Annotated in this window: 21 protein-coding genes and 1 pseudogene; 9 read left to right on the top strand and 13 right to left on the bottom strand. The window is 73.3% G+C overall.

All coding sequences use genetic code 11. The features are described from left to right. Positions 1–409 precede the first annotated feature (409 nt). The gene (locus ACWDD7_RS29795; RefSeq protein WP_450459682.1) at positions 410–3,784 is read left to right on the top strand and encodes a pyruvate carboxylase; all 3,375 of its coding nucleotides are present in this window, start codon (positions 410–412) and stop codon (positions 3,782–3,784) included. A gap of 68 nt (positions 3,785–3,852) precedes the next feature. Here the strand turns inward: ACWDD7_RS29795 and ACWDD7_RS29800 are convergent, their stop codons facing one another. The 4 genes from ACWDD7_RS29800 to ACWDD7_RS29815 all read right to left on the bottom strand — a co-directional run bounded on the left by ACWDD7_RS29800 (position 3,853) and on the right by ACWDD7_RS29815 (position 6,558). Continuing rightward, entirely contained in the window at positions 3,853–4,341 is a 489-nt protein-coding gene (locus tag ACWDD7_RS29800; protein ID WP_450459683.1) for a hypothetical protein, read from the bottom strand. Positions 4,342–4,435: 94 nt separating this feature from the next. Continuing rightward, positions 4,436–5,650, bottom strand: a complete 1,215-nt coding sequence (locus tag ACWDD7_RS29805) for a carbohydrate-binding protein (RefSeq protein WP_450459684.1) — start codon at positions 5,648–5,650, stop codon at positions 4,436–4,438. 128 nt (positions 5,651–5,778) lie between these two features. Next, the gene (locus ACWDD7_RS29810; protein ID WP_450459685.1) at positions 5,779–6,027 is read right to left on the bottom strand and encodes a hypothetical protein; all 249 of its coding nucleotides are present in this window, start codon (positions 6,025–6,027) and stop codon (positions 5,779–5,781) included. A 114-nt stretch (positions 6,028–6,141) separates the two neighbouring features. Further along, a complete protein-coding gene (locus ACWDD7_RS29815; RefSeq protein WP_351879028.1) occupies positions 6,142–6,558 on the bottom strand; it encodes a PaaI family thioesterase in 417 nt (138 codons plus the stop codon). A gap of 230 nt (positions 6,559–6,788) precedes the next feature. Between ACWDD7_RS29815 and ACWDD7_RS29820 the strand changes: the two genes are divergently transcribed. Then, positions 6,789–7,019, top strand: coding sequence for a hypothetical protein (locus ACWDD7_RS29820; protein WP_351879026.1), 231 nt, complete (start codon positions 6,789–6,791; stop codon positions 7,017–7,019). 299 nt (positions 7,020–7,318) lie between these two features. Then, on the top strand, positions 7,319–9,958 hold the full coding sequence (locus tag ACWDD7_RS29825; RefSeq protein ID WP_450459686.1) for a glycosyl hydrolase: 2,640 nt from the start codon (positions 7,319–7,321) through the stop codon (positions 9,956–9,958). A 45-nt stretch (positions 9,959–10,003) separates the two neighbouring features. Here the strand turns inward: ACWDD7_RS29825 and ACWDD7_RS29830 are convergent, their stop codons facing one another. Further along, positions 10,004–11,014 carry a Ppx/GppA phosphatase family protein gene (locus tag ACWDD7_RS29830; RefSeq protein WP_450459687.1) on the bottom strand — a complete coding sequence of 337 codons (1,011 nt, stop codon included), beginning with the start codon at positions 11,012–11,014 and terminating at the stop codon, positions 10,004–10,006. Positions 11,015–11,234: 220 nt separating this feature from the next. On the opposite strand from ACWDD7_RS29830, the gene ACWDD7_RS29835 reads away from it, so the two are divergent. The 5 genes from ACWDD7_RS29835 (at position 11,235) to ACWDD7_RS29855 (ending at position 17,393) form a co-directional block, all read left to right on the top strand. Continuing rightward, complete coding sequence (locus ACWDD7_RS29835) at positions 11,235–12,407, top strand: FAD-dependent oxidoreductase (RefSeq protein WP_450459688.1); 1,173 nt, start codon at positions 11,235–11,237, stop codon at positions 12,405–12,407. 153 nt (positions 12,408–12,560) lie between these two features. Beyond that, on the top strand, positions 12,561–12,902 hold the full coding sequence (locus ACWDD7_RS29840; RefSeq protein ID WP_450459689.1) for a hypothetical protein: 342 nt from the start codon (positions 12,561–12,563) through the stop codon (positions 12,900–12,902). A 58-nt stretch (positions 12,903–12,960) separates the two neighbouring features. Then, positions 12,961–13,776, top strand: a complete 816-nt coding sequence (locus ACWDD7_RS29845) for an inositol monophosphatase family protein (protein ID WP_450459690.1) — start codon at positions 12,961–12,963, stop codon at positions 13,774–13,776. Positions 13,777–14,756: 980 nt separating this feature from the next. Continuing rightward, entirely contained in the window at positions 14,757–17,021 is a 2,265-nt protein-coding gene (locus tag ACWDD7_RS29850) for a catalase (RefSeq protein ID WP_450459691.1), read from the top strand. Positions 17,022–17,150: 129 nt separating this feature from the next. Beyond that, on the top strand, positions 17,151–17,393 hold the full coding sequence (locus ACWDD7_RS29855; protein WP_450459692.1) for a chaplin: 243 nt from the start codon (positions 17,151–17,153) through the stop codon (positions 17,391–17,393). A gap of 51 nt (positions 17,394–17,444) precedes the next feature. On the opposite strand, the gene ACWDD7_RS29860 is transcribed toward ACWDD7_RS29855, so the two are convergent. The 6 genes and pseudogenes from ACWDD7_RS29860 to ACWDD7_RS29885 form a co-directional block, all read right to left on the bottom strand. After that, on the bottom strand, positions 17,445–19,115 hold the full coding sequence (locus tag ACWDD7_RS29860) for a PP2C family protein-serine/threonine phosphatase (protein WP_450459693.1): 1,671 nt from the start codon (positions 19,113–19,115) through the stop codon (positions 17,445–17,447). Beyond that, positions 19,112–20,149 (bottom strand): annotated as a pseudogene (locus ACWDD7_RS29865) (SpoIIE family protein phosphatase). Before ACWDD7_RS29865 ends, ACWDD7_RS29860 begins: the two are co-directional and overlap by 4 nt. Beyond that, entirely contained in the window at positions 20,146–20,592 is a 447-nt protein-coding gene (locus ACWDD7_RS29870; RefSeq protein WP_351880176.1) for an ATP-binding protein, read from the bottom strand. The pseudogene ACWDD7_RS29865 and the gene ACWDD7_RS29870 overlap by 4 nt, the downstream one beginning before the upstream one ends. After that, positions 20,592–20,969: an STAS domain-containing protein gene (locus ACWDD7_RS29875; protein WP_351880161.1), complete on the bottom strand. Its 378-nt coding sequence runs from the start codon at positions 20,967–20,969 to the stop codon at positions 20,592–20,594. The genes ACWDD7_RS29870 and ACWDD7_RS29875 overlap by 1 nt, the downstream gene beginning before the upstream one ends. Beyond that, positions 20,966–21,850: an STAS domain-containing protein gene (locus tag ACWDD7_RS29880; RefSeq protein WP_351880179.1), complete on the bottom strand. Its 885-nt coding sequence runs from the start codon at positions 21,848–21,850 to the stop codon at positions 20,966–20,968. Before ACWDD7_RS29880 ends, ACWDD7_RS29875 begins: the two co-directional genes overlap by 4 nt. 608 nt (positions 21,851–22,458) lie before the next feature. Continuing rightward, the gene (locus ACWDD7_RS29885) at positions 22,459–23,673 is read right to left on the bottom strand and encodes an acyltransferase family protein (protein ID WP_450459694.1); all 1,215 of its coding nucleotides are present in this window, start codon (positions 23,671–23,673) and stop codon (positions 22,459–22,461) included. 319 nt (positions 23,674–23,992) lie between these two features. Between ACWDD7_RS29885 and ACWDD7_RS29890 the strand changes: the two genes are divergently transcribed. Further along, positions 23,993–24,124 carry a hypothetical protein gene (locus ACWDD7_RS29890; RefSeq protein WP_450459695.1) on the top strand — a complete coding sequence of 44 codons (132 nt, stop codon included), beginning with the start codon at positions 23,993–23,995 and terminating at the stop codon, positions 24,122–24,124. Positions 24,125–24,151: 27 nt separating this feature from the next. On the opposite strand, the gene ACWDD7_RS29895 is transcribed toward ACWDD7_RS29890, so the two are convergent. After that, complete coding sequence (locus ACWDD7_RS29895) at positions 24,152–26,512, bottom strand: MFS transporter (RefSeq protein WP_450459696.1); 2,361 nt, start codon at positions 26,510–26,512, stop codon at positions 24,152–24,154. Then, positions 26,509–26,949, bottom strand: coding sequence for a MarR family winged helix-turn-helix transcriptional regulator (locus ACWDD7_RS29900; RefSeq protein ID WP_450459697.1), 441 nt, complete (start codon positions 26,947–26,949; stop codon positions 26,509–26,511). The genes ACWDD7_RS29895 and ACWDD7_RS29900 overlap by 4 nt, the downstream gene beginning before the upstream one ends. Positions 26,950–26,977: the final 28 nt, after the last annotated feature.

Consider the following 26,977-nt stretch of genomic DNA (forward strand, 5'->3'; position numbering starts at 1 on the left):
TACGGCCCCTACGGCCCCTACGGCCCCTATGGCCCCTATGGCCCCTGCGGCCCCTGCGGCCCCTGCGGCCCCTGCGGCCCCTGCGGCCCCTGCGGCCCCTACGGTGCCCCCGGTCCTTTCGAAGCCCGCCTCCACCTCCGTCCCGGCCCCCGCGTCCGCCTGCCCGACCGGCGGCCGGACCGGCAAGACCGCGATGACATCCCTCGAACGCTGACCGAGCCGGAGCCGGGAACCCGGAGACGCGTCCGACCCGCCCCGCACATCTGTGGCGCCGCACACACCCTCGGTGTGATGGTTTTCGCATACGGCGCCCCAGGGCCAGCCCCTAGGGTTGCGCGGGAAATGGCAGGGCAGGGCGTGTCTGACACCATGACGTTCGTCGCCGACAGGCAGCTGAAGGGATTCCAGGATGTTCCGTAAGGTGCTGGTCGCCAACCGCGGAGAGATCGCGATCCGCGCGTTCCGGGCGGGCTACGAACTCGGCGCGCGCACCGTCGCCGTGTTCCCGCACGAAGACCGCAACTCGCTCCACCGGCTCAAGGCCGACGAGGCCTACGAGATCGGGGAGCCGGGGCATCCGGTGCGCGCCTACCTCTCCGTCGAGGAGATCGTGGCCGCCGCCCGCCGGGCCGGCGCGGACGCCGTCTACCCCGGCTACGGCTTCCTGTCCGAGAACCCGGAGCTGGCCCGCGCCTGCGAGGAGGCGGGCATCACCTTCGTCGGCCCCGACACGGCCACCCTGGAGCTGACCGGCAACAAGGCGCGCGCGGTCGCCGCCGCCCGCGCGGCCGGCGTGCCGGTGCTCGGCTCCTCCCAGCCCTCCACCGACGTGGACGAGCTGGTGCGTGCCGCCGAGGAGATCGGCTTCCCCGTGTTCGTCAAGGCGGTCGCGGGCGGCGGCGGTCGCGGCATGCGCCGGGTCGAGGACCCCGCCCAGCTGCGCGAGTCCATCGAGGCGGCCTCCCGGGAGGCCGCGTCCGCGTTCGGCGACCCGACCGTCTTCCTGGAGAGGGCCGTCGTCGACCCCCGCCACATCGAGGTGCAGATCCTCGCCGACGGCGAGGGCAACGTCGTCCACCTCTTCGAGCGCGACTGCTCGGTGCAGCGCCGCCATCAGAAGGTCATCGAGCTGGCGCCCGCGCCCAACCTCGACCCGGAACTGCGCGACCGGATCTGCGCCGACGCCGTCCGCTTCGCCCGCGAGATCGGCTACCGCAACGCGGGCACCGTGGAGTTCCTGCTCGACCGGGCCGGCAACCACGTCTTCATCGAGATGAACCCGCGCATCCAGGTCGAGCACACCGTCACCGAGGAGGTCACGGACGTCGACCTGGTCCAGGCGCAGCTGCGGATCGCGGCCGGCGAGACCCTCGCCGACCTCGGCCTCGCCCAGGACACCATCACCCTGCACGGGGCCGCGCTCCAGTGCCGTATCACCACCGAGGACCCCGCCAACGGCTTCCGCCCGGACACCGGCCGGATCAGCGCATACCGCTCGCCGGGCGGCTCCGGCATCCGGCTCGACGGCGGAACCACCCACGCCGGTACGGAGATCAGCGCCCACTTCGACTCGATGCTGGTCAAGCTCACCTGCCGGGGACGGGACTTCAAGGCCGCCATCGGCCGTGCCCGGCGCGCCGTCGCCGAGTTCCGCATCCGCGGCGTGGCCACCAACATCCCCTTCCTGCAAGCCGTGCTGGACGACCCGGACTTCCAGGCCGGGCGGATCACCACCTCGTTCATCGAGGAGCGCCCGCACCTGCTGACCGCCCGCTCCTCCGCGGACCGCGGCACCAAGCTGCTCACCTACCTCGCCGACGTCACGGTGAACAAGCCGCACGGCGAACGCCCCGAGCTGTTCGACCCGTTGACCAAGCTGCCCAAGCTGCCGGCCGGCGAGCCGCCCGCCGGTTCCCGCCAACTCCTGGTCGAGCTGGGCCCCGAGGGCTTCGCGCGCCGGCTGCGCGAGTCGCCGACGATCGGCGTCACCGACACCACCTTCCGCGACGCCCACCAGTCGCTGCTCGCCACCCGGGTGCGCACCAAGGACCTGCTCGCCGTCGCCCCGGTCGTCGCCCGCACCCTGCCCGAGCTGCTGTCCCTGGAGTGCTGGGGCGGCGCCACCTACGACGTCGCCCTGCGCTTCCTCGCCGAGGACCCCTGGGACCGGCTGGCCGCCCTGCGCGAGGCCGTGCCCAACATCTGCCTCCAGATGCTGCTGCGCGGCCGCAACACCGTCGGCTACACCCCGTACCCGACCGAGGTCACCGACGCCTTCGTGCAGGAGGCCGCCGCCACCGGCATCGACATCTTCCGGATCTTCGACGCCCTGAACGACGTCGGCCAGATGCGGCCCGCCATCGACGCCGTACGCGAGACCGGCACGGCGATCGCCGAGGTCGCCCTCTGCTACACCGGCGACCTCGGCAACCCCGCCGAGCGGCTCTACACCCTCGACTACTACCTGCGGCTCGCCGAGCAGATCGTCGACGCGGGCGCCCATGTCCTCGCGATCAAGGACATGGCCGGACTGCTGCGCGCCCCGGCCGCCGCCACGCTGGTCTCGGCGCTGCGCCGGGAGTTCGACCTGCCCGTGCATCTGCACACCCACGACACCGCGGGCGGCCAGCTCGCCACCTACCTCGCCGCGATCCAGGCGGGCGCGGACGCGGTGGACGGCGCGGTCGCCTCCATGGCCGGGACGACCTCGCAGCCCTCGCTGTCCGCGATCGTGGCCGCCACCGACCACTCCGAGCGGCCCACCGGCCTCGACCTCCAGGCGGTCGGCGACCTGGAGCCGTACTGGGAGGGCGTGCGCCGGATCTACGCGCCGTTCGAGGCGGGCCTCGCCGCGCCCACAGGGCGCGTCTACCACCACGAGATCCCGGGCGGCCAGCTGTCCAACCTGCGCACCCAGGCCGTCGCCCTCGGCCTCGGGGACCGCTTCGAGGACATCGAGGCGATGTACGCCGCCGCCGACCGCATCCTCGGCCGCCTGGTCAAGGTCACCCCGTCCTCCAAGGTGGTCGGCGACCTCGCCCTCCACCTGGTCGGCGCGGGCGTCTCGCCCGAGGACTTCGAACAGACCCCCGACCGGTTCGACATTCCGGACTCGGTGATCGGCTTCCTGCGCGGGGAGCTGGGCACCCCGCCCGGCGGGTGGCCCGAGCCGTTCCGCACCAAGGCGCTCCAGGGGCGTGCCGCGGCCAAGCCGGTGACCGAGCTGTCCCCCGAGGACCGCGAGGGGCTGGCCAAGGACCGCCGGGCGACCCTCAACCGGCTGCTGTTCCCGGCGCCCACCAGGGAATTCGACACGCACCGGCAGGCGTACGGCGACACGAGCGTCCTGGACAGCAAGGCGTTCTTCTACGGGCTGCGGCCGGCCAAGGAGTACGCCGTCGACCTGGAGCCCGGCGTGCGGCTGCTGATCGAGTTGCAGGCGATCGGCGAGGCCGACGAGCGCGGTATGCGCACGGTGATGTCCACGCTCAACGGCCAGCTGCGGCCCATCCAGGTGCGTGACCGGGCGGCCGCCTCGGACGTGCCGGTGACGGAGAAGGCCGACCGCTCGAACCCGGGCCACGTCGCGGCCCCGTTCGCCGGTGTGGTGACCCTCGCCGTGGCCGAGGGCGACGAGGTGGCGGCCGGGGTCACCATCGCCACCATCGAGGCGATGAAGATGGAGGCCGCCATCACCGCCCCGAAGGCGGGCCGGGTCTCCCGGCTGGCCATCAACCGCATCCAGCAGGTGGAGGGCGGCGACCTGCTGGTCGAGATCGCCTGAGCACGCGCCGGAGCGCCGGGAGCCCTGGGCTCCCGGCGCTCCGGCGTGAGGCGTTCCGTGCCGCGGCCTCAGGTGCGCGGCGACGAGGGTCCGTCCCACAGCGGGTACGACATGACCCGGTCGAAGCCCTCGGGACGCGTGCCCGTGTAGGTCAGGCTCAGCTGTGTGTAGCGGTCGAAGGACGGGTGCTTCGTCCACTTCGTGTCGCCGCTGAGCCGGATGACCACCGGGTAGGGGTGGAAGGCGCCGGCCGCGCAGTACGGCTTGCAGTCGTTCACCCAGTTCGTGCCGGTGCCCGTGGCGCCGCCGGCGCCCCAGGAACTCCAGTGGAGCCCCTTGAGGCGGCTGTTGCCGTCACCGCAGGCCAGGATGAAGTCCGTGGGGCGTACGTTGCGGTGGGAGAAGCAGTCCACCAGCACTCTGTCCCCGCGGGAGGAGTGCGCTGTCGCGGTCGGCGACGGGTGCGTGGTCGGCGGGCTGGCCGAGGCCGCCGTCATCCCCGTCGTCAGCAGAGCCGCCGCCAGGGTCACCGCCGTTCCCATCACTGTTCCGCGCATGGCCGCTCCCACCGTTCGTGCCGTGTCCGAGCAGGTCACATCGACGCTACGACCACGCGGCGCATTCCACCAGTCGCGCAGGTCGTACCGCGTGTCAGCAGGCGCCCTCGTCCTGCCAGGGGCCCCAGGTCGAGGCGCCGGGCACCTCGTTCTGGGTCCACCACTTGGCCTTCCAGTTGTGCTGGTCGTACGACACCTCGGCTCCGCCCGTGTACGCGGTGGACGAGTTCCAGGCGGGCTTGCAGGAGGCCGGGGTCGGCGTGGGGGTGGGGGTCGGGGTGCTGGTCGGCGGGGTCACGCCCGCGAACTTCACCGAGTACGTGGCGAAGTCCCAGTCGTTCTGCGCCACGCTCGAACACGTCCCGGACGTACGGCCCCCGTTGTCGGGCGGACTGCACTGCCGGTCCCGGTTGAGCGACCAGAAGGTGAACCGGTCCATGTGGTGGCTGGTGGCGTAGTCCAGGACCGTCTGGAAGTCGCTCTGGCTGAAGATCTCGCCGGTGTCGCTGCGGCCGTTCATGCCGGAGAAGCCCTCGTGGGCGTAGGCGGTGGCCTCGTCCCAGCCGAAGGTGGACCGCAGGATCGAGTTGAAGTTGGTCAGCGCGCTGGTCTGGCTCGCCGCTCCGCTGAAGCCGCCGTCGAACGGCATGATGGAGAAGTTGTTCGGGGTGAACCCCTGCGACTTCGCCTCCAGCAGCATCTGCTTGCCGAACCAGCCGGTGCCGTCCGCCGTGCCGGCCGTCGTCACGGAGACGTACAGGCCCGGGTTGTCCTGCTGGAGGATCTTCGCCGCGCCGATCTCGTTCCTGATGGCCGCGGTGTTCTCGTACTCCGGCTCCTCCAGGTCGAAGTCGATGGCGTGCAGGCCGTACTTGGTGATCACCTGCTGGTACGCCGCCGCCGTGGACGCCGCGTCCGCGCAGGCCTGGCCGAGCTTGGTGCCGCCGTAGCCGCCGATGGAGACGGACACGTCGCCGCCCTTGCCCCGGATCGTGTCGATCATCGACTTCACGGCGGTGTCCGAGGAGACCGGTGCCGTGCCGCCCCAGGTGGGCGAGCAGCCACCCCCGTCGGGGGCGAGGACGAAGGCCAGCTGGAACGCCTTGAGACCGGTGGCGTCCATGATGGCGGCCGGGTCCGGCGGGTCGTTGTCCAGCGGCATCAGGTAGGGGGCGGCCGCGTACCAGCGGTTGCCCAGGGCGTCCTGGGGAGTGGCGCCCGAGGCGTTGGACGCGACCAGTGCGGTGGTGCCCGCGGCGGCGAGCGTGACGGCGGCCGCCGCGCTCAGACAGGCGTGAAGACGTCTCACTGCGTGCCTCCAGAGGGTGGGGGTGAGCCCGTGTGGGGGAGGAGCCCCCACCCTCCAAGAGCTGTTGCGCTCACGTCAATAAGTTGGCCTAGACCAACTTGCTCTTTGGACTAGACCATGCGATCCCTTTACTTGTTGCCGACCAAACGCAGACCGAAGTCCCGATCCAGCGCCAGGCTCCCCGTGGTGACCGTCGTGACCCGGGCCGCCGGGTCGAACGACCAGGCGGAGGAGGGTAGTCGGCGCCCGTCCGCCGGCGCCCGCGCGGGCGCGGAGCCGCCGTGCGCGGTGAACCGGCGCGTCCGGGCGGCCACCTTGCCCGCGTGGTCGCCCTCGGCGGCGCCCACGGACACGGTCGTCCCGCTCGGAGGGGACACAGGTATTCGATACCGCAGGCTCATCCGGGGTGCCTGCCGGGATGACGTGAGCGCATACGGCAAGGGGCCGGGCCCCGCCTTCCGGCGCGGTCCGGCCCCTTCGGCCGCGGTGGCTCAGCCGGCCTGCTTCCGCAACACGATCTGCGTCTGCGTCGTCTGCCCGACCAGCCGGTCCCGGTCGTCCCGCAGGTCCGTCTGCACCACGATGAGCGTGCCGCCCAGGTGCAGCGGCCGGGCCGTGGCGTGGACCCGGCCCGAGGTGACCGCCCGCAGGAAGTTGGTCTTGGACTCCACCGTGGAGGTGCCGGCGGCCCCGTCGGGCAGGTTGAGGTACGCGCACACCGCGCCCACGCTGTCCGCCAAAGCCATCAGCGCCCCGCCGTGCAGCGCGCCGCCGGCCGTGCACGCCTCGGGCGACCAGGCGAGTGAGCCCACGGTGCGCTCGGCGGTGGCCTCCCGCAGCTCGATGCCGAGGCCGGCCGCGAACGGCATGGAGGCCAGCAGCTCGGCGGGCTCGGAGAGGGACGTCATGACGTACCGCCTTTCGTGAGTGCCAGGTTGATCACGGGTGCCAGGTCGATCCCGAGTCTGCCAGTCGGAGTCTCCTCCCGCGCGGGAAAGGGAAGTTCACGGGACTCTCTGCCGCCAGGCCCTGGCGCACCGGCCCGGAATCACCTGGGACACCGGGGAGTCGCTGCCGGCCTGCGGGCTCGGCGTCTTCGAGTTCGGCCATCTCGCCGCCGGACAGCGGCCGTTCGCGCGTGAAGGAGGAGCGCCGCCTCGGCCGGGGCATCGGCGAGGCGCGCCTCGCGTTCGCCGAGCGCGATCCCGAGGTGCCGCGCACCCTCGTGCCGCCGCCCACGTCGGACCCCGGGTTCGAGCACCTGGCTGTCTGGTTCACCGCGTGCGATCCCGAACCGCACCGCTGTTCCTCGGGGTTGATGATGCGTCTGAGATCGCCGAGGCCGCCGCCCGGCACGGGGCGCGCCTGATGGACCCCGGCGCGGCGACAGGGAGTACAAGGACTGGCTGAAGACCCGTGAACTGCGGTTCGGTGAGGGCTTCCTGGTCCGGCCGCGTCCGGTGGCCCTCGTCCACCGCCTGTGGCGCCGGCCTGTGCGGGGACCGCGCGACACCGTGCCGGCCCACCCGCGGCTGCGCGGGCCCGCCGACCGTCGGGACCATTACTGGCGCGTACGTGTCAAATGTTCACCAAGTGGTGGAGTGCCGCCCATCGATGTGATCGGGTCTCCTGCGTCGGCAGAGTCGAATGCCTGTTCTTGGAGGTCTGGTGTCCGAACCAACCCGCAGCAGACGGTGGTTCACCGTCTGCGCGATCACCGCGTCCGCCGCGCTCGTGGCGATACCCCCGTCGTCGGCCGCCGGCCGCTCGGCGAGCCCCTTCGGCGTCCGTGCCCTCGGTCAGCTCGCCAAGGAGCGGACCCAGTCGGTGGGCGCCATGACGCCGCACCTGTCGGCGGACGGCGACGGCGGCAACGAGGCGGACGAGATCGCCGAGGGCGCGGACCAGTACGCCGAGGCCCGTACGTCGCCCGGCATCGTCGCGCCGGGCGCCTACGGCGCCGCGTGGGGCGACCTCGGCAAGCTCAAGAGCACCGGGGGCAGCTGGCACAACATCACGGACCTGCCGTACAACTCGGACGACCCGCGCTACCGCGACTTCGACTCCAACTCCAGCGGCGGCTCGGGCAACGTCACCGGACGGATGGCAGCCGTCGCCGCCGACGACGACGGCTATGTGTACGCGGGCAGCGCGGGCGGCGGCGTGTGGCGCTCGCGCACCGGCGGCGGGAACTGGCAGCCCATCAGCGACGAGCTGCCCTCGCAGTCCACCGGCGCCCTCGCCGTCGACGGAGGCGGCCGGCTGTGGCTGGGCACCGGCGAGGCCACGACCAACTCCGACGCCTACCTCGGCAGCGGCGTCTACGTCCTCGCCCACCCGCACCACGGCACCTTCTCCCGGCGTACCCGGGTCGGCGGCGACGAGCTGGAGAGCACCACCATCCACGAGCTGCGCTTCGCCGGCGGCACGGTGTGGGCGGCCACCAGCGAGGGCGTGTGGAGCCACTCCACCAGGGACCTGGACGGCCCCTGGAAGCTGGAGTTCGCGCCGAACCCCGACTACCTGCCGAACGGTCCGAAGGCCCACGACCCGGCCGCGGCGTACAAGAACATCGCCAATGACATCGCCATCGACCCCGAGGACCCCGCCAAGGTGGTCCTCGCGGTCGGCTGGCGCAGCGGCGACGACTACAACGGCTTCTACACCAAGTCCGACGGCGCCTGGAAGCGGATCACCAGCGGTCTCGGCGACCTGCCGGCCGACCCGGAGGACGTCGGCAACGTGACCTTCGCCCGGTCCGCCGACGGCTCCCGCTACTACGCCATCGACCAGTCGCCCGAGCAGCTCGGGACCAACCCGGACAGCGGCCTGGAGGGCATCTACGTCTCCAAGTCCGGCTCCCCGGCCGGCCCCTGGACGAAGATCGCCGACTACAAGGGCCTGGCCGCCGACAACTCGGCGCTGACCTCCCCGGGTTACATGCCCGGCGTGCAGGCCTGGTACAACCAGTTCCTCGCCGTCGACCCGAGCGACCCGGAGCACCTGTACGCCGGGCTCGAAGAGGTCTACGAGACAAGGGACGGCGGCAGCACCTGGTCGACCGTGGGCCCGTACTGGAACTTCACCTTCTCCTGCTGGAGCATCGACCCCGCGAAGCAGACCGGTGACTGCAACCCCACCACCCACTCGGACCAGCACGGCGTCGCCATCGGCACCTACCACGGCAAGCCGTACGTGTACGTGGGCAACGACGGAGGCATCTACAAGCGCCCGGTCGACGGCTCCCAGGACGCCGACGGCCACGCCACCGACTGGACGTCCCTGAACGACGGCACCATCGACGCCCTGGAGTACTACTCCGTGGGCATCGGCAAGGACCTCGACCACGGGGGCGTCTCCGTCACCGGCGGTCTGCAGGACAACGGCCAGTCCATGCTGCGCGGCAACGACACCGTGATGGGCTCCAACTTCGGCGGTGACGGCGGCGACACGCTCACCGACCCCGCCAACGGCTGCAACATCGCCCAGGAGTACGTCTACCTCGCCGTCCAGGTCACCCAGAACTGCGCGGTCAACGACGGCGGTTGGGTGAACGACCCGAGCAAGATCACGTCGTACTCGGTCGCCCCGCCCGACAACGCCACCGGCGAGGCCCGCTTCATCGCCCCGCTCGCCGCGGACCTGAAGGACAGCGACACCTGGGTCGCCGGCGGCCGGCACGTGTGGGTGCAGCACCACGGCTACGCCATCCGCAGCGGCTCCGAGTGGACCAGCGCCTACGACCTCGGCAAGGGCCGTACCGCCACCGCCGTCGCCGCCTCCGGCGGGAAGGTGTACGCCGCCTGGTGCGGCCCCTGCAACGACCAGGGATTCGCCCGCGGCATCTCGGTCGGCAACGCGGACGGCACCGGCTGGCACGACATCAGCCTGCCCGTGGACGGCACGGTGCCCAACCGCTACCTCAGCGGCTTCGCCGTCGACCCGGACGACGCCGACCACGTCTACCTGACGGTCAACGGCTTCTCCCGCCACTGGACCGAGGGTCCCGGCGCCGGGGTCGGCCACGTGTTCGAGTCCACCGACGGTGGCACCACCTGGAAGGACATCTCCGAGAACCTGCCGGACGTGCCCACCGATGGCGCGCTGGTGACCGCGCACGGCGGCCTCGCCGTCGCCACCGACCTCGGCGTCGTCTACCGGGCGCCGGGCGGCACCACCTGGAAGCGCGTCGGCGACCTGCCCGCCGTCGCCGTGCTCCAGCTGAGGACCAGCCCCGACGGCGGCACGCTGTACGCCGCCACGCACGGCCGGGGCATCTACACCATCAAGGTCGGCAAACTGCGCTGACCAGGACCGGGGGAGGGGTGGCCGTACGGTCACCCCTCCCCCGCGTCACGCGGACGGCCCCGCGACGCTCCGCAGCGACACCGCCGAGGACGGCGGCGCCGTGAGACAGGCCCCCGTGGTTCGTGTCCACCAGTCGGCGCCGTCCTCGACGTAGCGCAGCAGGATGCCCTCGCGGATCGCCCACGGGCAGACCACGGCCCGGCGCAGCCCCATCAGCTTCAGGGCCGTGTGCCCGACGACGGCACCGGCCAGGCTCTGCGCGGCGCGCGGCGCGGAGATGCCCGGTAACTGGGCGCGCTCCGCGGCGGGCCGGGCGGCCAGTGCCCCCACGGCCTCCCGCAGGTCCCGGCGCAGCAGCACGCGCGGCTCGAACGGGCCGAACCGCCCCGGCGCGGCCCCGCACAGCCGGGCCAGCTGCTGGAACGTACGGGAGCTGACGGCCGCGGTGCGTGGCGCCTCCCACCGTATCCGCGCCGCCACGTCCCGCAGTTCATGACGGATCCGGCGGCGCAGCTCCTTCAGCTCGCGCGCTCCGGGCGGGTCCTGGACGCCCAGGTACTCGCGGGTCAGCCGGTTCGCGCCCAGCGGCAGCGAGGCGGCGAAGTCCGGCAGCCGCCCCCGCCCGAAGGCCACCTCCAGCGAGCCGCCGCCGATGTCCAGCAGCGCGAGGGGCCCCGCCTTCCAGCCGAGCCAGCGGCGGGCCGCCAGGAACGTCAGCTCGGCCTCGGTCTCGCCCGGCAGCGTGCACATCCGGATCCCGGTCCCGGACGCCACCCGCTCCAGCACCTCCGCGCGGTTCGGGGCACCCCGCACCACCGCCGTGGCGAACGCCAGCGGGCCCGAGGCACTCCACCGCAGCGCCGTGTCGCCCGCCTCGGCCACCGCCTTGACCAGCCGTTCCACCGCCTCCTCCGCGATCGTGCCGTCCGCACCGACCTGTTCGGACAGGCGCAGCTTCCACTTGACGGTGTGCACCGGCAGCGGAACACCCCCTTCCACATCCGCGATCACCAGTCGCACCGTGTTCGATCCCGCGTCCACCACACTCACCCGCATGGCCGGGTGCGTACCCACTCCACCCGCCGGAACGCCTGCGCCCGAGGGGCGGACGCGCGCACACCCCGGCCTCGCGGGCGGCGCCCGGGGCACGACGGACACCGACCGGCGCGCCCCCGGCGGCCCACCCGCCCCTGTCCGGATCCGGGCCCCGGCCGTCCCCGGGGGCCCACCGCTGTACTTGGATGGACGCCACCACTGTCGGCATGGGGAGCGGCACATGACCGGTACGACAGCGACCAGGGTCCTGGTGATCGGCGGCGGCATCGCGGGGAGCGCCGCCGCACTGGGCCTGCACAGAGCGGGCTGCGACGTCCGCGTGTACGAGGCGCACCCCGGACCTGCAGAGCACATCGGCGCCTTCCTCACCCTGGCGAGCACCGGCATGCGCGCCCTGGCCCAGCTCGACGCCGTCACAGCCGTGACGGCCATCGGTTTTCCGCTGACTTCGCTGCGCCTGCTCGACGCGCGGGGCGCCGAACTGGCCCATGTCCCGCTCGGCGAGATCGCCGACCCCGATCTGCGCTACCGCTGCCTGCGCCGCGGCGAGCTGAACGCCGCGCTCCAGAAGGAGGTGCTGCGGCGCGGCATCCGCCTCGTCCACGGCGCCCGGCTGACGTCCGTGACGGACGGCCCGGAAGCCGTGGCCGCGCGCTTCGCGGACGGCACCACCGCGACCGGCGATCTGCTCGTCGGCGCCGACGGGCTGAACTCCGCCGTCCGCCGTGCCCTCCTGCCCGGCGTCCGGCCCGCCTACGCGGGACAACGCGTCTTCTACGGCTGCACACCGGGCGTGCCGGGCACGGGCGGCAGCGGCGTCATCACCATGGTGCGAGGCAGCGAGAGCGCCTTCGGGTACGCCAACGCGCCGACGGGGGAGGCGTACTGGTTCGCCCGCGTCGGCGGCGATCCGCTGCCCGGCCGGGCGACCGGCGCCCAGCGCGCCGTACCGCGCGACGACCTGCTGCCCCTGCTGCGCGAGGACACCACACCCGCCGCCGCGCTCGTCGCCGCCGCGGCGGCCCCCGTCATGGTCACCAACGCCACCGAGATGCCGCTCGGCACCCGCTGGCACGTGGGCCGGGTCCTGCTCATCGGGGACGCCGCCCACGCGGCCTCCCCGGCCACCGGGCAGGGCGCCTCGACGGGGCTGGAGGACGCGGTCGTGCTCGCCAAGGCGCTGCGCGATCTCCCGGACGCCGCACGGGCGTTCGACGCCTACGAGCGGCACCGGCGCCCGCGCGTGGAGCACAACATCACCGTCAGCGGCGGCATCTCGCGCGGCACCCATGCCCCCGCCCGTCCCGCCGACCCGAACCACCGCCCCGACCACCGGGACGAGGAACTGATCCGCCAACTCGCCTGGGACCAGCCCCTGTCCGAGAAGGGCTGACCGCGCGGCGCGCGCGAAAGTGCGAGAGGCGGCGTACGGGAGTCCCTTGCCGGGAAACCGCCGGGGGCTGATCGTCCCGTGGGACCGGTCCTCCGGAATCACTCTCGGCGACGAGGAGCATCCGCGAGACTGCTGAGCGGAGCGGGCGGAGCCGTGGCCGCGGCAGCCGCCCTCGGCCTGGGCGGCGTCACCGCGACCCCGGTGACCGCAGCCCCCGCCGCCTACACCGTGTCCGTGGGCAGCCCGGTGCCCTTCCCGTACCCCACGGGCACCCCCGCGAGCCCCTTCCTCGACCGCGACGGCATCTTCCACCACCAGCAGTCCGCCGCCCTGTACGGCGCCGGCGACCCGCGCAGCCGGGACTTCTCCACCGGCACCGACTTCGACACCGCCGGCTTCGACGGCGCGCCGAGCACCGCGGTGAACCCGGCCGACCCCGACGACCGCACCACCGCGCGCTGCACCGCACCGCCGCCGAGCAGACGCTCACCCTGACTCCGGAACGGGGATGAACTCCCCCGCAGCACCCGTGAGTCGGGCATAGGCTGCATCCATGACGATCACCAACGGGGAATCCGACGCCCGCCTGGCCGTGACCGCGGCCCGGGCGGGCGCCGCCGTCGTGCGCGACCTGTACGGTGGCCGGCTCGCGCGCTACGAGAAGACCGCGGGCGACTTCGCGACCGAGGCGGACCTCGCCGCCGAGCGGGCCATCCTGGACGTGCTGCGCCCCGCCCGCCCGGACGACGCCGTCACCGGCGAGGAGAGCGGCGCCACAGGCGCCGAAGGAGCCCGTCGCCGCTGGCTGGTCGACCCGCTGTGCGGCACCCTCAACTACGCGGTGCGGACCCCCCTCGTCGGCGTCAACGTGGCGCTGCGGGTGGACGGAGAGGTGACCGCGGCGGCGACGGCCGATCCGTTCACCGGCGAGGTCTTCTGGACCGACGGCTCCCGGGCCCGGCTGAGCACCGAGCAGGGCGACGAGAAGCTCACCCCGTCCGCGGCCTCCGCTCTGGTGGACGTCAACCTCGACCCGCCCTTCCCCAACGCCCCCGGTTTCCGGGCGCCGCTCCTGCTCGCCGACCCCGGCTTCACCGAGTGGTTCCGGCCCCGGGTGATCTCCAGCACCCTGGCCGTCGCCTGGGTCGCCGCCGGGCGCCGCGCCGCCTACGTCACCGACGGCGACCTCCGCGACAGCGTGCACTTCGCCGCCGGGATCGCCCTGTGCCGGGCCGCCGGCTGCACGGTGACCGGCCTGTACGGCGAACCGGTGCACACCGGAAGGGGCGGACTGATCGCCGCGGCCGATCCTGGGACGCATGCCGCACTCCTCGCGATGGTCAGGCGGCAGACGCAAGAGGCCAGCTGACGCTACGTCAGCGCGGGCCCGCACTGGTCGTTCGGCTCCCGAAGGCTTGTGCGCCCTACGGCTCGCCAATCAAATCAAATCTTGAATCAAGTAGTGAGCAATCGCATCGCCTGACGTCCTTCCGGTGACCCCACCGCGCCCCGGGCCGGGTACCACCGGTCCGGTCCCGGGACGCACCGCGCGGATCGCCCCTGGCCGGAGCGCCTTCACGGGTTTGCGCGGCGGGCCCGGTGCAACCCGTCCGGCACGGCGCCGACCGGCTCAGGAGGACGCAATGGACCACTCGCGGCACCGCCCCCCGGATCGCCGACATCCTCGGCCTGGACGTCTCTCACGCCGAGGGCGCCCCGCTGCCCCTCGGCGCCATCGAGCAGAGCTCGGTGTGTACGGCGCTCCGTCCGGCTACGCCAGATGGTCGAGCGGGGCCGCGAACCGACGGACGCGGCCCCGCACCGCGCCGGACGCGCCGCCGCCGAGATGATCAGCCCCCCGGAGTGCCGGTCGTCGCGGTCCCGGCCCCCCACGTCGCGGTCCCGGCCCGCGCCGCCCGCCCACGCCCGCCCCGTACGACTCGGCCTCGCGCGGGTCGCGCGTGACCGGCCGTCCCGAACTGCGCGGACGCGGTGCTGCCCCTAGGGTGTCGTATGCGGGCGGCCGGGTGCTGCCCTGACTCGGGTCAAGAAGCCGGCCCCTGACGAAGGTGCCCTCGGCAAAGGGGACTTGACCCTGCCCGAGCGGTCTCCGGGCCCGGACCAGCGCGTCCGGCGGGCCAGCTGTCCCGGCAACTCTATGGGAGACGGCCCGACTTCACCCCGGCCGGGAAATCAGCCGATTCCCCGGTTTCGGACGCCCCGGCCCGGGGACCTCGGAACAAGGGTCGGCCGCCCTTTTGCTCATGTCTGGCCTGAATCGTCCGTCCGGCGGGTCATCGCGCCTCGCCGTTGCCGGGCCCGCCCGTGATCAGCGAAGGAATGGTACTGATGAGCGAGAAGAACCCCCTGAAGCGAGCGGCGGACGCCCTGAAGGGTGCGGGTGACGGGCCGGAGGAAGGCATCCCCGGCAAGCCGGGACCCGAGTCGCCGTCCGTCGCCGAGCCGACCCAGGCCCGGGAGCCGCTGCCCCCCAAGCCCGACCAGACCGGCCCGGACACCGTCTCGCCGACCGGCCAGCCCACCGGCGCCGACCAGGCCCGGATGGCCCAGAGCGGCAGCTACCTCACCAACGCGCAGGGCACCCGCCTCCCCGACACGGACCACTCCCTCAAAGCCGGACCCCGGGGCCCGGTCCTCCTCCAGGACCACCACCTGCGCGAGAAGGTGATGCACTTCGACCACGAGCGCATCCCCGAGCGCGTGGTGCACGCCCGCGGCGCCGGCGCCCACGGCCTCTTCCGCAGCTACGGCACGGCGGCGAACGTCACCAAGGCGGCCTTCCTCGCCGAGGACGTCGAGACCCCGGTGTTCGTGCGCTTCTCCACGGTCCTCGGCTCCCGCGGCTCCGCCGACACCGTGCGCGACACCCGCGGCTTCGCCACGAAGTTCTACACCAGCGAGGGCGTCTTCGACCTGGTCGGGAACAACATGCCGGTCTTCTTCATCCAGGACGCGATCAAGTTCCCGGACGTCATCCACGCCGGCAAGCCGCACCCGGACCGGGAGATCCCGCAGGCGCAGAGTGCGCACGACACCTTCTGGGACTTCGTCACCCTGCACACCGAGGCCGCCCACCACACCCTGTGGAACATGTCCGACCGGGGCATCCCGCGCTCCTTCCGCACCATGGAGGGCTTCGGGATCCACACCTTCCGCCTGGTGGACGCCGACGGCGGCACCACCCTCGTGAAGTTCCACTGGAAGCCGAGGCTGGGCGTGCACTCCCTGGTGTGGGAGGAGGCGCAGATCATCAACGGCGTCGACCCCGACTTCCACCGCCGGGACCTCGCCGACGCGATCGAGGCGGGCGCCTACCCCGAGTGGGAGTTCGGCATCCAGACCTTCCCCGACACCCCCGACCAGACCTTCGAGGGCATCGACCTGCTCGACCCGACGAACATCGTCCCCGAGGAACTGGCCCCCGTGCAGCCCATCGGGCTGCTCACGCTGGACCGCAACCCGTCGAACTTCTTCGCCGAGACCGAGCAGATCGCCTTCCACCCCGGCCATCTCGTCCCCGGCATCGACATCACCGACGACCCGCTGCTGGCCGGCCGGCTCTTCTCCTACCTGGACACCCAGGTCACCCGCCTCGGCGGCCCCAACTTCGCGCAGATCCCGATCAACCGGCCGCACGCCCCCGTCAACGACATGCTGCGCGACAGCTTCCACCAGACCGCCGTGCACCGGGGCGTGGCCCCCTACCGGCCCAACTCCCTCGACGGCGGCTGCCCGTTCACCGCGGGCGCCGACATGGGCGCCTACGTCGAGGCGCCCGTACGGGTCCCGGAGGCGACCAAGGTCCGCGAGGCGCCGGAGTCGTTCGCCGACCACTTCAGCCAGCCGCGCCGGTTCTGGCTCAGCATGAGCCCGGTGGAGCGCGAGCACATCATCGGCGCCTACACCTTCGAACTCGCCAAGTGCTACGAACAGGCCATCCGCGAGCGGGCGTTGCAGGTGCTCGCCAACATCGACCCGGAGCTGTGCCAGGGCGTCGCCGCCGGCCTCGGCCTGCCCGCCCCCGAGCCCACCGAACCGCTCGCCGACGTCGCGCCCAGCCCCGCCCTGTCCCAGGTCGGCCGCACCTGGCCCACCGACGGCCGGGTCATCGGCATCATCACCGGCGAGGACGGCGACCTCGACGGCGTGGCCGCCGTCCGCCGGGAGGTGCTGGACGGCGGCATGGTCCCGCTGGTCATCGCCCCCAAGGGCGGCAAGCTCGGCTCGGGCGGCGACGCCCTGACCGTGCAGCGGACCTACGCCACCGCGCGCTCGGTGGAGTACGACGCCCTGCTGGTGGCCGGCACCCCTGGCGTCGGCGCCGACGCGTACGGCGCCCGCGACGCCAAGGCCGGCCTGCCGTCCGCCCCGTCCACGCCGGACCCCCGGGTGGGGCTGCTGCTCGTGGAGGCCTTCCGGCACGGCAAGGCCATCGGCGCCGCCAAGGGCGGTCAGGACGTTCTGGAGGCGGCCGGCATCCCGCTCGACGCCCCCGGGGTGATCGTGGGGGACGGCGCGACGACGGTCCTCCAGGAGCTCGTCCGGCTGCTGGGCGCCCACCGTGTCTGGGAGCGTTTCCCGGCCACCGCCTGAGCGGCCCGGCCGCGCCGCGGGATGGTTCCCTCCGAAGGCAGCCACCCCGTCGGCGTATCCGGGGAGGCGGACCCGCCGGGCGCCGGGTGTGATGGTGCTGTCCCTAGTTTCCACCAGTGAGGCAGAGCCATGCGCATCCGCAGCATCGCCACAACCGCCGTTCTCGCAGGCGTCTTCGCGCTGGGCGGCGCCGCCGGCGCCTTCGCCGCCGACCACGACCCGACGACCGGTGTCGCCGTCGGCAGCCCGGGTTTCCTGTCCGGCAACGTCGTCCAGATCCCGATCGACGCCCCGGTCAACATCTGTGGCGACACCGTCGACTACGCTTCGCTGCTGAACCCGACGGTCGGCAACATCTGCGTCAACGAGTGACGGCACGCCCGTGCGCCGGCTCCCCGCCCCGGGGGCCGGCGCACGGGCCGGTCAGGACGCCGCGGTGCGGCACAGCAACAGGCAGATGTCGTCGTCGTGTTCGGAGTCGCGCAGCATCGGCTTCAACACGGCGTCGGCCGCCGAGTCCAGCTCCTGGAGCTCCGCCGCGCCGAGCGCGCCCACGGCCCGCGCCAGCCGCCCGATGCCCGCGTCGATCCCCGCGGAACGCCGCTCCACCAGGCCGTCCGTGTAGAGCGCGAGCGTGGCGCCCGGCGGCAACTCCTCGTGGTGCTCCTCGTATTCGTACGGCACCGGCACCCCGAGCATGATCCCCGGCTTGGCGTCCAGCACCCGCACCTCGCCGCCGGGGCCGCGCACCAGCGCGGGCGGATGCCCGGCCGCCGCCCACACCACACCGGGCTCGCCGGGCGTGAACCGGGCGATGGCACAGGTCGCGTACAGCTCCGGCTGCTGATGGCGCAGCATCCGGTGCAGCAGCGTGAGGATGCGCGCGGGTCCGTTGCCCTCCACGGCGTAGGCGCGCAGCGCGGTGCGCAACTGGCCCATGATCACCGCGGCGCGCAGCCCGTGTCCGGTGACGTCCCCGATCACCGCCAGCACACTGCCGTCGGGCCCGGGGAACGCGTCGTACCAGTCGCCCCCGATGTTCAGCCCGTGCGTGGCCGGCAGATAGCGCGCCGCGAGCGCGAGGCCCGGCGTGTCGGGCAACTCGGTGAGCTGCGCGCGCTGCAGGGCCTCGGCGACGTCCCGGTGCTGCTCGTACTGGCGGGCGTTGTCGAGCGCGATGCCGGCCCGGCGGGCCAGCTCCAGCAGCATCACGGCGGTGTCCGGGGCGAACCGCTCGCCGGGCGCCGACAGGGTCAGCACGCCCTGCACGGTGCGCGCGCCCAGCGGCAGGCACAGCAGCGGCCGCTCGGGGGAGAGCGCGGAGGCCGGCAGGTCGTCCACGCCCGGCAGCCCGCCGGGGTACGGCCCCGCGTGCTGGGGGCGCCCGGTGCGGGCCGCCGTCACCGCGGCCGCCGCCCGTTCGGCCGGCGGGGTCCGCTCGTCGTCGACCAGCCAGACGTCCACGTGCCGGGCGTACTCCGGCACCAGCAGCTTGGGCAGCCGGCGCAGGATGTCCTCGTGGTCGAGGGAGGCGTTGAGCGCGGCGCTGGCGTCGGCGAGGAAGGTCAGCAGCCGGCGGGCGTCCTCCGCCTCCGCGCGCGCCGCCCGCTCGGCGTCGAGCAGTTCCCGCTGCGCCAGCGCGGCCGCCTCCAGCTCGGCGTGCAGCGCGAGCACGCCCTGGTTGGTCTGGTGCAGCTCCTCCCGGTGGAACCGGACCAGCTCCTCCGCCTCGTCCAGCCCCGCCAGGACGACGGCGGTGTCCTCGCCCGCGTCGAGCAGCGCCCGCGCGAGGTCGGCCTCGGTCACCTCGCCCGGCCGGGGCAGGGGCCGGGGCAAGGGCGAGGGGCAGGCCAGGGTGTGCCGCCAGGGCTCGGGACCGTCCAGGGCGAGGCGGAGCGTCCCGTCGGCGGTCAGGGTCAGCCGCTGCCGCCGCCCGTCCCGGCAGGGCCGCAGCCGGGCGGTCAGCGCGGTCAGGAAACGGGCACGGTCCCGCGCCGGTACCCCCGCGTCCGCGGTGAGCCGCGCCAGCAGGGCACGGGCGCGGGCCGCGTCGACGGGGCCGGTGAGGGTCCAGATGGCGGAGGTCGTCGTCATGGGCACTGGTCCGGGGCGAGTACGGCGACGCTGGTGTCGTCGCGCGGGGGACGGGCGGGGCTGCCCGCGTCCCGCAGGACGGTCGCGGCCAGCACCGACGGATCATGGGCGAGCAGCCGGGGGTCCTCGGGCGGGGTCCAGCGGCTGGGCAGCCCGTCACTGTGCACCACGAGCAGACTGTCCCGGTGCCACGGCACGCGGCGCAAGGGGACGTGCGCCGGGAAGTACGCCCCGACGATCCCCGGATGCGACACCAGGGACGTCCACCCGTCCGGGGTACGCAGCCGGGCGCCGATGTTGCCGACCCCGGCGAACGCGAGTTCCCCCTCGGCCGTGTCCACCTGGGCCACGGCGACCGCGGCCCCCCGGGTGGGGCGCAGCGCGCCGTGCAGCCGCCGCAGGATCTCCGGCGGCGGCAGATGCGCGGTCCGCCGCAGCTCCGTCACCGCCGCGGTGGACGCGTGCCCCGCCTTGGGCCCGTGCCCCAACCCGTCGGCGAGCAGCAGGGTCGCCCGCCCGTCCTGGCGCACGCAGTCCCAGGCGTCCCCGGAGGTCTCGGCCCCGGCGAGGGACACGACGATGCCGCCGGCCGAGGGACCTTCGGCCGTCCGGCCGCCCCGCTCGCGCTCCGGATCGATCCGCGCCGTCGCCACCGTGCCGCGCCCCGGGGCGCCGTACAGCCGGAAGGCGTCGGCGTTGCGCAGACAGCTGCCGAGTCCCGCGCCGAGGGAGGGCCCGGCGGTGGTGCAGCCGTCGCGCAGGGCCGCCGCGACGTCGGCGATGCCCGGTCCGTGGTCCAGCGCGAACAGCCGGACCGAGGTTCCCGTGCCCGAGGGCGAGGACACGAGGTTGACCACCAGGGTGCCCCCGCCCGCGTGCCGCAGCAGGTTGGTGGCCAGCTCGGTGGCCACCAGTTACCCGGCCGCCGTACGGTCGGGCCCCAGTCCCGCCTGCCCGCACGCCTCCCGGACCGCCGTACGGGCGTCCCGGACCCGCGTGGAGTCATGCACCGGGACCTCCCACACCCGGCTCATCCCACCCCCGGTCGTGCCAAAGGCACCTGGGTCACCCAGGCCACGGCCGTGACGGTCGTGCCCCGGCCCGGTTCGGTGTCCACGCTGAACTCCTGCACCAGCCGCTTGGCACCGCTGAGCCCCAGCCCGAGGCCGCCCCCGGTGGTGTAGCCGTCGGTCATGGCCAGCTCCAGGTCGCGGATGCCGGGGCCGCTGTCGACGAACCTCATCCTGAGGCCGCGGGCCCGGCCGTTGTCCAGCGGAGTGATCTCCGCGTGCCCGCCACCGCCGTGCACCAGGGTGTTGCGGGCCAGTTCGCTCGCCGCCGTGACCAGCTTCGTCTGCTGCACCAGACCGAATCCGAGGGCCGCCGCGCACTGCCGCACCTGCTGCCGTACCCAGGCCAGATCCGCGTCCGAACCGATGGGCACGCTGGTCGCGGACGTCTGGCCGGACGGCCGCATCATCTCCCCCTCTGGGACAGCGCTTCCATGGCCCGGTCGACGTCCAGCGCGGTGGTCAGACCGGGCAGCGCCAGCCCCAGTTCCACCAGGGTGATCGCGACGGCGGGCCGCATGCCCGCGAGGACCGTACGGGCGGCGAGCAGCCGGGCGGTGGACGCGATCTCCGCGAGCACCCGCCCGAGGAAGGAGTCGACGATGTCCACTCCGGAGATGTCGATGACCACCCCCGTCGCCCGGGTCGTGGCGATGCGGTGGCTGAGGTCCTGCTGCAACTGCTCGGCGAGGCCGTCGTGCAGTTCGCCCTGGAGCGAGACGAGCAGGACGTCCCCCAGAGCGAGCACCGGTACGGGGGCCGGATGCGGGATGGGCTCGTTCACCGGGCGCTCGTACCCGTCTGCGCACGGGAGACCTCGATGCCCTGCCGGCTCAGCGCGTAGGCCAGCGCGTCGGAGAGCGAGGCCCGGGTGAGCACCGAGCCCAGGTCGATGCCGAGCTGCACGATGGTCTGCGCGATCGCCGGACGGATACCGGAGACGATGCACTCGGCCCCCATCAGCCGCGCCGCGGCCACCGTCTTCATCAGGTGCTGCGCCACCAGCGAGTCCACCGTGGGAACGCCGGTGATGTCCAGGATGGCGTACCGCGCGCGCTGGTCGACGATGGCTTCGAGGAGCGACTCCATCACGACCTGGCTGCGGGCGCTGTCCAGGGTCCCGATCAGCGGTACGGCGACGGTGCCCTCCCACAACTTGATGACGGGGGTGGCCACTTCGAGCAGTTGCAGACGCTGCCGCTCGATCAGCTCCGTGCCCGCGTCCAGGGCGGTCTCCATCACGACCAGGCGCAGGGTGCCGAGCAGCAGGGTCAGCGCCAGCACGCTCTCCTGGGCCTGCGGGGCGGTGGGGTCGGCGAACTCCTCGCGCAGCAGGTCGACGGCGGGGGTGCGCAGGGCGGCCACCTCGTCGGCGATCCCGGACGGCGTGGCACCGGTGCGGGCCCGGTTCTGGGTCATCCGCCCCAACTGATCGCGCACCGGCTCGTACCCGGGCGCGCCGGTGTCCTCCAGGCGCCCGCTCACGGCCACGTCGGACAGGGCGTCCACGACCGCCTTGCTGGCCTCGACCGCCTCGTCCCGGGAGACCGTGAACACCGACCTGAACAGGGGGGCGTCCGCCCATCGCTGGGCGATCTGCTCGCGGCGCCGCTCCAGGAAGGACCCCACCAACTGCGGTGCCGACGCGGCCGCGTCCTGCTCCATGGGCACTGTTCACACGCTCCTCTCGCACATCCGGCCGCCATCGTCCGGCAGTCGATCTTCACCGCCCGGCACCCTAGCCCCCACCGTCCGGCCGGCCCAAACCCAAGAGGGCATCTGACCTGCCAACTCCCCTCGTTCCGAAGGGAGTTGAACGGTCGCCCGGCCGGTGACGGTTGCCCGGCCGGTGACGGCCGTCCGGCACCGCCGTCGGGGCGCGGTCACCGGTGGGCCGTCTACCCCGGATGGCGCGAGAGTCTCCCGACTGTTGCGGATGTCACCCGTCCGGGTGGCCGCCCGGGGTGTTTTCGGCCGACCGACGGAAGAGGGCCGCCCACAGGAAGGGCTCCGCATCCGGAGACGGACACCGAGACCGGCCTCCCGCGCCCGCTTGCCGGCCCCGCCGATCGCGACGGGGGAGAACGGGTCCGTCCCGGACCGCGTGGGCATCGTCCCACCAGGTGGCCGCACTCCCGGTCCACCGGTCGTCCTCCCGCGAACGGCCTGTCCGGGAAGTCCCTCGCCGGTGCCCCGCCCCGCGCCCCCTGCGGCCCCGCGGGACCCCTGGAGGGGTCCTGCGGTCCGACCGCAGGACCCTTTTTCCGACGGCCCTATTCCTTCTCGGCCCGTCGCTCCGACGTACCCGTCGGGACCTCGCGGTGGCTCGGGAGAGGGTCCGGCTGCGGCTGGCGCCGCGACTCCTGGGCGGCCCCCCGCCGGCGCCGCAGCAGCAGCCGTCTGGCCGGGCACTCGACCGCCTCGTAGAGCACCCAGGACAGCCCGAGCGAGATCGCGAACGCGGTGGCGGTGACGGCAAGGCCCGCGAGGACGCCGAAGTGGGGTTTGGTGCCCAGGAGGTTGGTGGCGGCGCGCAGCACCAGCAGATGGATCATGTAGAAGGCGAACGACAGCTCCCCGAGCCGCACCAGGCGGCGGTGCCGCCACAGGGACGGCAGCCCGTTCAGATCGGCGACGGCCGCCGCCGGGATGAGCAGGGCGAACCCGGCGAGCGTGCACACCGTGGCGGAATAGCCGGGCGTGACCTGGGGTACGAGGAAGTAACCGATGATCGCCAGCGCGAGGGAGGCCTCCAGCCCCGGCCCGCGCCATCGGCCGAGCAGCACCAGCCGCGCGGTCACCGCGCCGAGCACGAACTCGGGCAGCCGCGCCGCGGGGAACGAGTAGAGCGTGTACGTCCACCAGTGGTGCGCGTCCGACCAGGCCAGCACCAGCACCGAGGCCGCCGACAGAGCGCCCAGCGCGGCCGACGAGCGGGGGCCGAGGCGGCGCAGCAGCAGGATCAGCAGCGGGAAGCCGGCGTAGAAGAACGCCTCGCAGGCGAGCGACCAGCTGACCGGGTTGAGCGTCTGCCACCAGGGGTGCCACCAGGAGTGCAGCAGCAGGGCGTTGGCCAGGGCCTGCTGCGGCGCGGGCTCGCTCTGGTGCGCCAGAGTGAGGCCCATGAGCAGGGCCACGGCGAGGGTGACCAGATGCACCGGGTAGATCCGGGCGAGGCGCCGCCGCCAGAAGGCGAGGGGTCTGTCGCCCGGCCGCGCCGACCAGGTCAGGACGAAGCCCGACAGGACGAAGAAGAACGACACTCCGGTGGCGCCGGCGCCGAATCCCCAGCTGACCAGGTGGCCTCCGGTGCCTCCGAAATAGCCGAAGTTGTTGACATGCAGTCCGAACACCAGCAGCGCCGCCATCCACCGCAGCCCCGTCAAGGACGGCAGGGAGGGATTGGCGGCGGGCGGGACACGTGCGTTCGTCGTGCCGGTCGGGGCGGGCGGCGTCGTCCGGAGCGCCCGGGTCGTCGCCGTGGTCATCGAATCACCTGCCGCAGAGGGTTGGCATGGGGAAGGGAGGGATCTGCTGCCCGCTCCTCCCCGTTCCATCTCGTCACATGGCGAACATCACACAGATGCCGAACGAGGCAACCCCGCCCGCGCCACGGACATCACCCCCCGCTCCACCCGTACGAGCGACACCGCCTCCACCGCCTGGCCGTGCGCCGCCCCAGGGAAGCCACGCGATCGACCCGTCGGCGCGCGCCGGCCGGGGAGTCGTCGGGTCGACGACGTGCTCACCGACCCGAGGCCATGCGGGCCGTCGCCCACCCCACCCGCCGTCGCCTCCGGAGCCGCCTTGATCGCGCTGGTGGACTACCGGGTCGTGCTCGCCGTGATGACGGTCCTGATGGCGGCCTCGGCCCTCTACCTGGCGACCCGCGGTACCCGGTGCCGGCCGTCCGTACGCGAAGGGGGCGCGGTTCCCTGAACCGCGCCCCCTCGATGTCGCCGGACGTCAGTCGGCGTCGTGGTGGCCCACGTGCAGGTCCACCTCGCAGGACTTGCCCTCGCCCAGTTCCACGTCGGCGAGGACGGGGGCATAGCCGGAGGTGACGACCGTGTAGGCGCCCGGGACGAGGTTTTGCAGGGTGTAGGTGCCGTCGGTGTCCGTCGCGGCCGAGGCGACCACCTCGCCGGAGGCGCTGAGCAGGGTGACGCGGGCGTCCGGGACCGGCCGACCGGTGTGTTCGTGGCGCACCGTGCCATGGACGCCGCCCAGGCCCGCGAGGGTGACGTCCGGGACGACGGGACCGGCATCGGCGTCGAGCCGGACGGCCCGCGGGTGGTGCCCGGGGGCCGAGACGACCAGGGTGTACGCGCGGGGCTGCGTCGGCGTCAGCTCGTACGTGCCGTCCTCGCCCGTGCCGGCCAGCGCCCGCTGTCGGCCGGAACGGTCGACCAGGGTGAGGGTCGCCCGTGCGAGGGGCCGCCCCGCGCTGTCGTACACCCGCCCGCGCAGCACTTTGGCGGGCGGCGCGGTGGTGGTCGCGGCGGCGGCCTCGTGCGACGCGTCGGCAGGGACATCGGCGTCCTTGACGGCAGGAGCCGCGGCCCCGGCCGGTGCCGGAGCCGGCGATCCCGCGGCGGCCGCCGGCTCCGGCCCGCGCCCGCGGATCAGAGACGCTCCCGCCGCCGCCAGCGACATCGCGATGGCGAGGGAGAAGACCACGACCAGGCCGTCGTGGAAGGGCTGCGAGATCAGGTGGGGGAAGAACTCGCGGCCGGTGAGATGCGCGGCGGCGGCCGGCGACAGATGGTGCAGGATGTCCGGGCCGAGCAGGTGCTGGATCGGGTTGTAACCGAGGAACGCGGCGAACAGGACGCCGACCGGCGGCAGCGCGGACACCGTGTGCGCGGCCCCCGCGGGCACGCCCTGGGCCGTCAGACCCGTGGTGAGGGTGTCGGGCAGGGTCCCGGCGAGACCCGCGACCATGAGCGAGAAGAACACGCCCATGGACAGCACCATGCCCGCGTTCTGGAAGGTGGCGCGCATGCCGGAGGCCGCGCCGCGGGCGTCGGCGGGCACGCTCGACATGATGATCGCGGTGTTGGGAGCGGCGAACAGACCGCCGCCGAGCCCGTTGAGGAAGATCAGCGCGGCGAACGCCCAGTACGAGAAGTCGCTCGGCAGCACGAGCAGCCCGGCGAACGACACCGCCATCACCAGGAAGCCGCACGCCGCGAACAGCCGCGCCCCGAAATTGTCCGACAGAGCGCCCGACAGCGGCCCGGCGAGCAGGAAGCCGATGGTCAGCGGGAGCATGTAGATGCCGGCCCACAAGGGTGTGTCGGCATAGTCGTACCCGTGCAGCGGCAGCCAGATGCCCTGCAGCCAGATGATCAGCATGAACTGCAGCCCGCCCCGGGCGATGGCGCCGAGCAGCGTGGCGGCGTTGCCGCCGGCGAAGGCCGCGTCGCGGAACAGCCGCAGCGGGAACATCGGTTCGGGGACCTTGGTCTCCACCAGGCAGAAGACCGCGAGCATCACGGCGCCGCCGACCAGGCCCGCCAGCACCCAGGGGTTCGTCCAGCCCATGGTGTGGCCGCCGTACGGCTGGATGCCGTAGGTGATCCCGGCGAGCAGCGCGGTCAGGCCGATGGCGAAGGTGATGTTGCCCCACCAGTCCATCCGCCCCGGCCTGCGGATGCCGGTCTCGTGCAGCGACTTGTACGCCCACACCGTGCCGATCAGGCCGATGGGCACGTTGACCCAGAAGATCGAGCGCCAGTTCCAGGTGACGAGCACACCGCCGAGCACCAGGCCGAGGAACGAACCGGCGATGCCGGCCACCATGTTGACGCCCAGCGCCATGCCGCGCTGGCGCGCGGGGAAGGCGTCGGTGAGGATCGCCGCCGAGTTGGCCATCAGCATCGAACCGCCGACGGCCTGCACGATGCGCCAGCCGATCAGCCACAGCGCGCCGTCGCCGCCGTGGAAGGGGTCGAGCGAGAGGACCACCGAGGTGAGCGTGAAGATCAGGAAGCCCGCGTTGTAGATGCGGACCCGGCCCATCATGTCGCCGAGCCTGCCGAGTGCCACGACCAGCACCGCGGTGACGAGCATGTAGCCCATCAGCATCCACAGCAGATAGCTGACGTTGGCGGGCTCCAGCGGGTCCAGGCGGATGCCGGTGAAGATGCCGGGCAGCGAGATCAGCACGATCGAGCTGTTGATGGTGGCGAGCAGCATGCCCAATGTGGTGTTGGTCAGCGCCACCCACTTGTAGCCGGGGTGGTCCGCGCCGATCCAAGCGCGCCGGCGGTGCTGCCCGGTGTCGGCGGCACCGGGTATGTGATCGGTCTCCCTGGTCGTCATCGGTCGCTCCCGGTGTCAGGCCGTTCGGGCAGAGGGGCGGTCTTGTCGGGCTGGGCGGGCCGGCCGGGCCTGGCGGTGCCGGTGAGCATGCGCTGCACGAGCGGGGCGACGACGCGCATCGCGTCGGCGAGGGCCCGCTGGTCGTCGTCCGGCAGGGCGGCCATCAGCTCGGCCAGGCGTGCGTCCCGCGACCGGCGGCGGGCGGCGAGCACCTCCCGTCCCACGTCACTGATGGCGATCAGCGTCACCCGGCCGTCCACCGCGTCACCGACGCGCATGACCAGGTCCTGGCGTTCCAGCCGCTGCACCAACTGGGTCATGGAGGGCTGGGCCACGCCCTCCGCCGCGGCGAGGAGCGTGAGCCGGACCGGACCCTCGCGTTCGAGTCGCGCCAAGGTGGAGGCCGCGGTGAAACTGAGGCCCCTGTGGTCCGTCACGACTCTGATCACGGCAGATGCCGTCTCC

Source organism: Streptomyces sp. NPDC001056 (genome assembly GCF_053598955.1).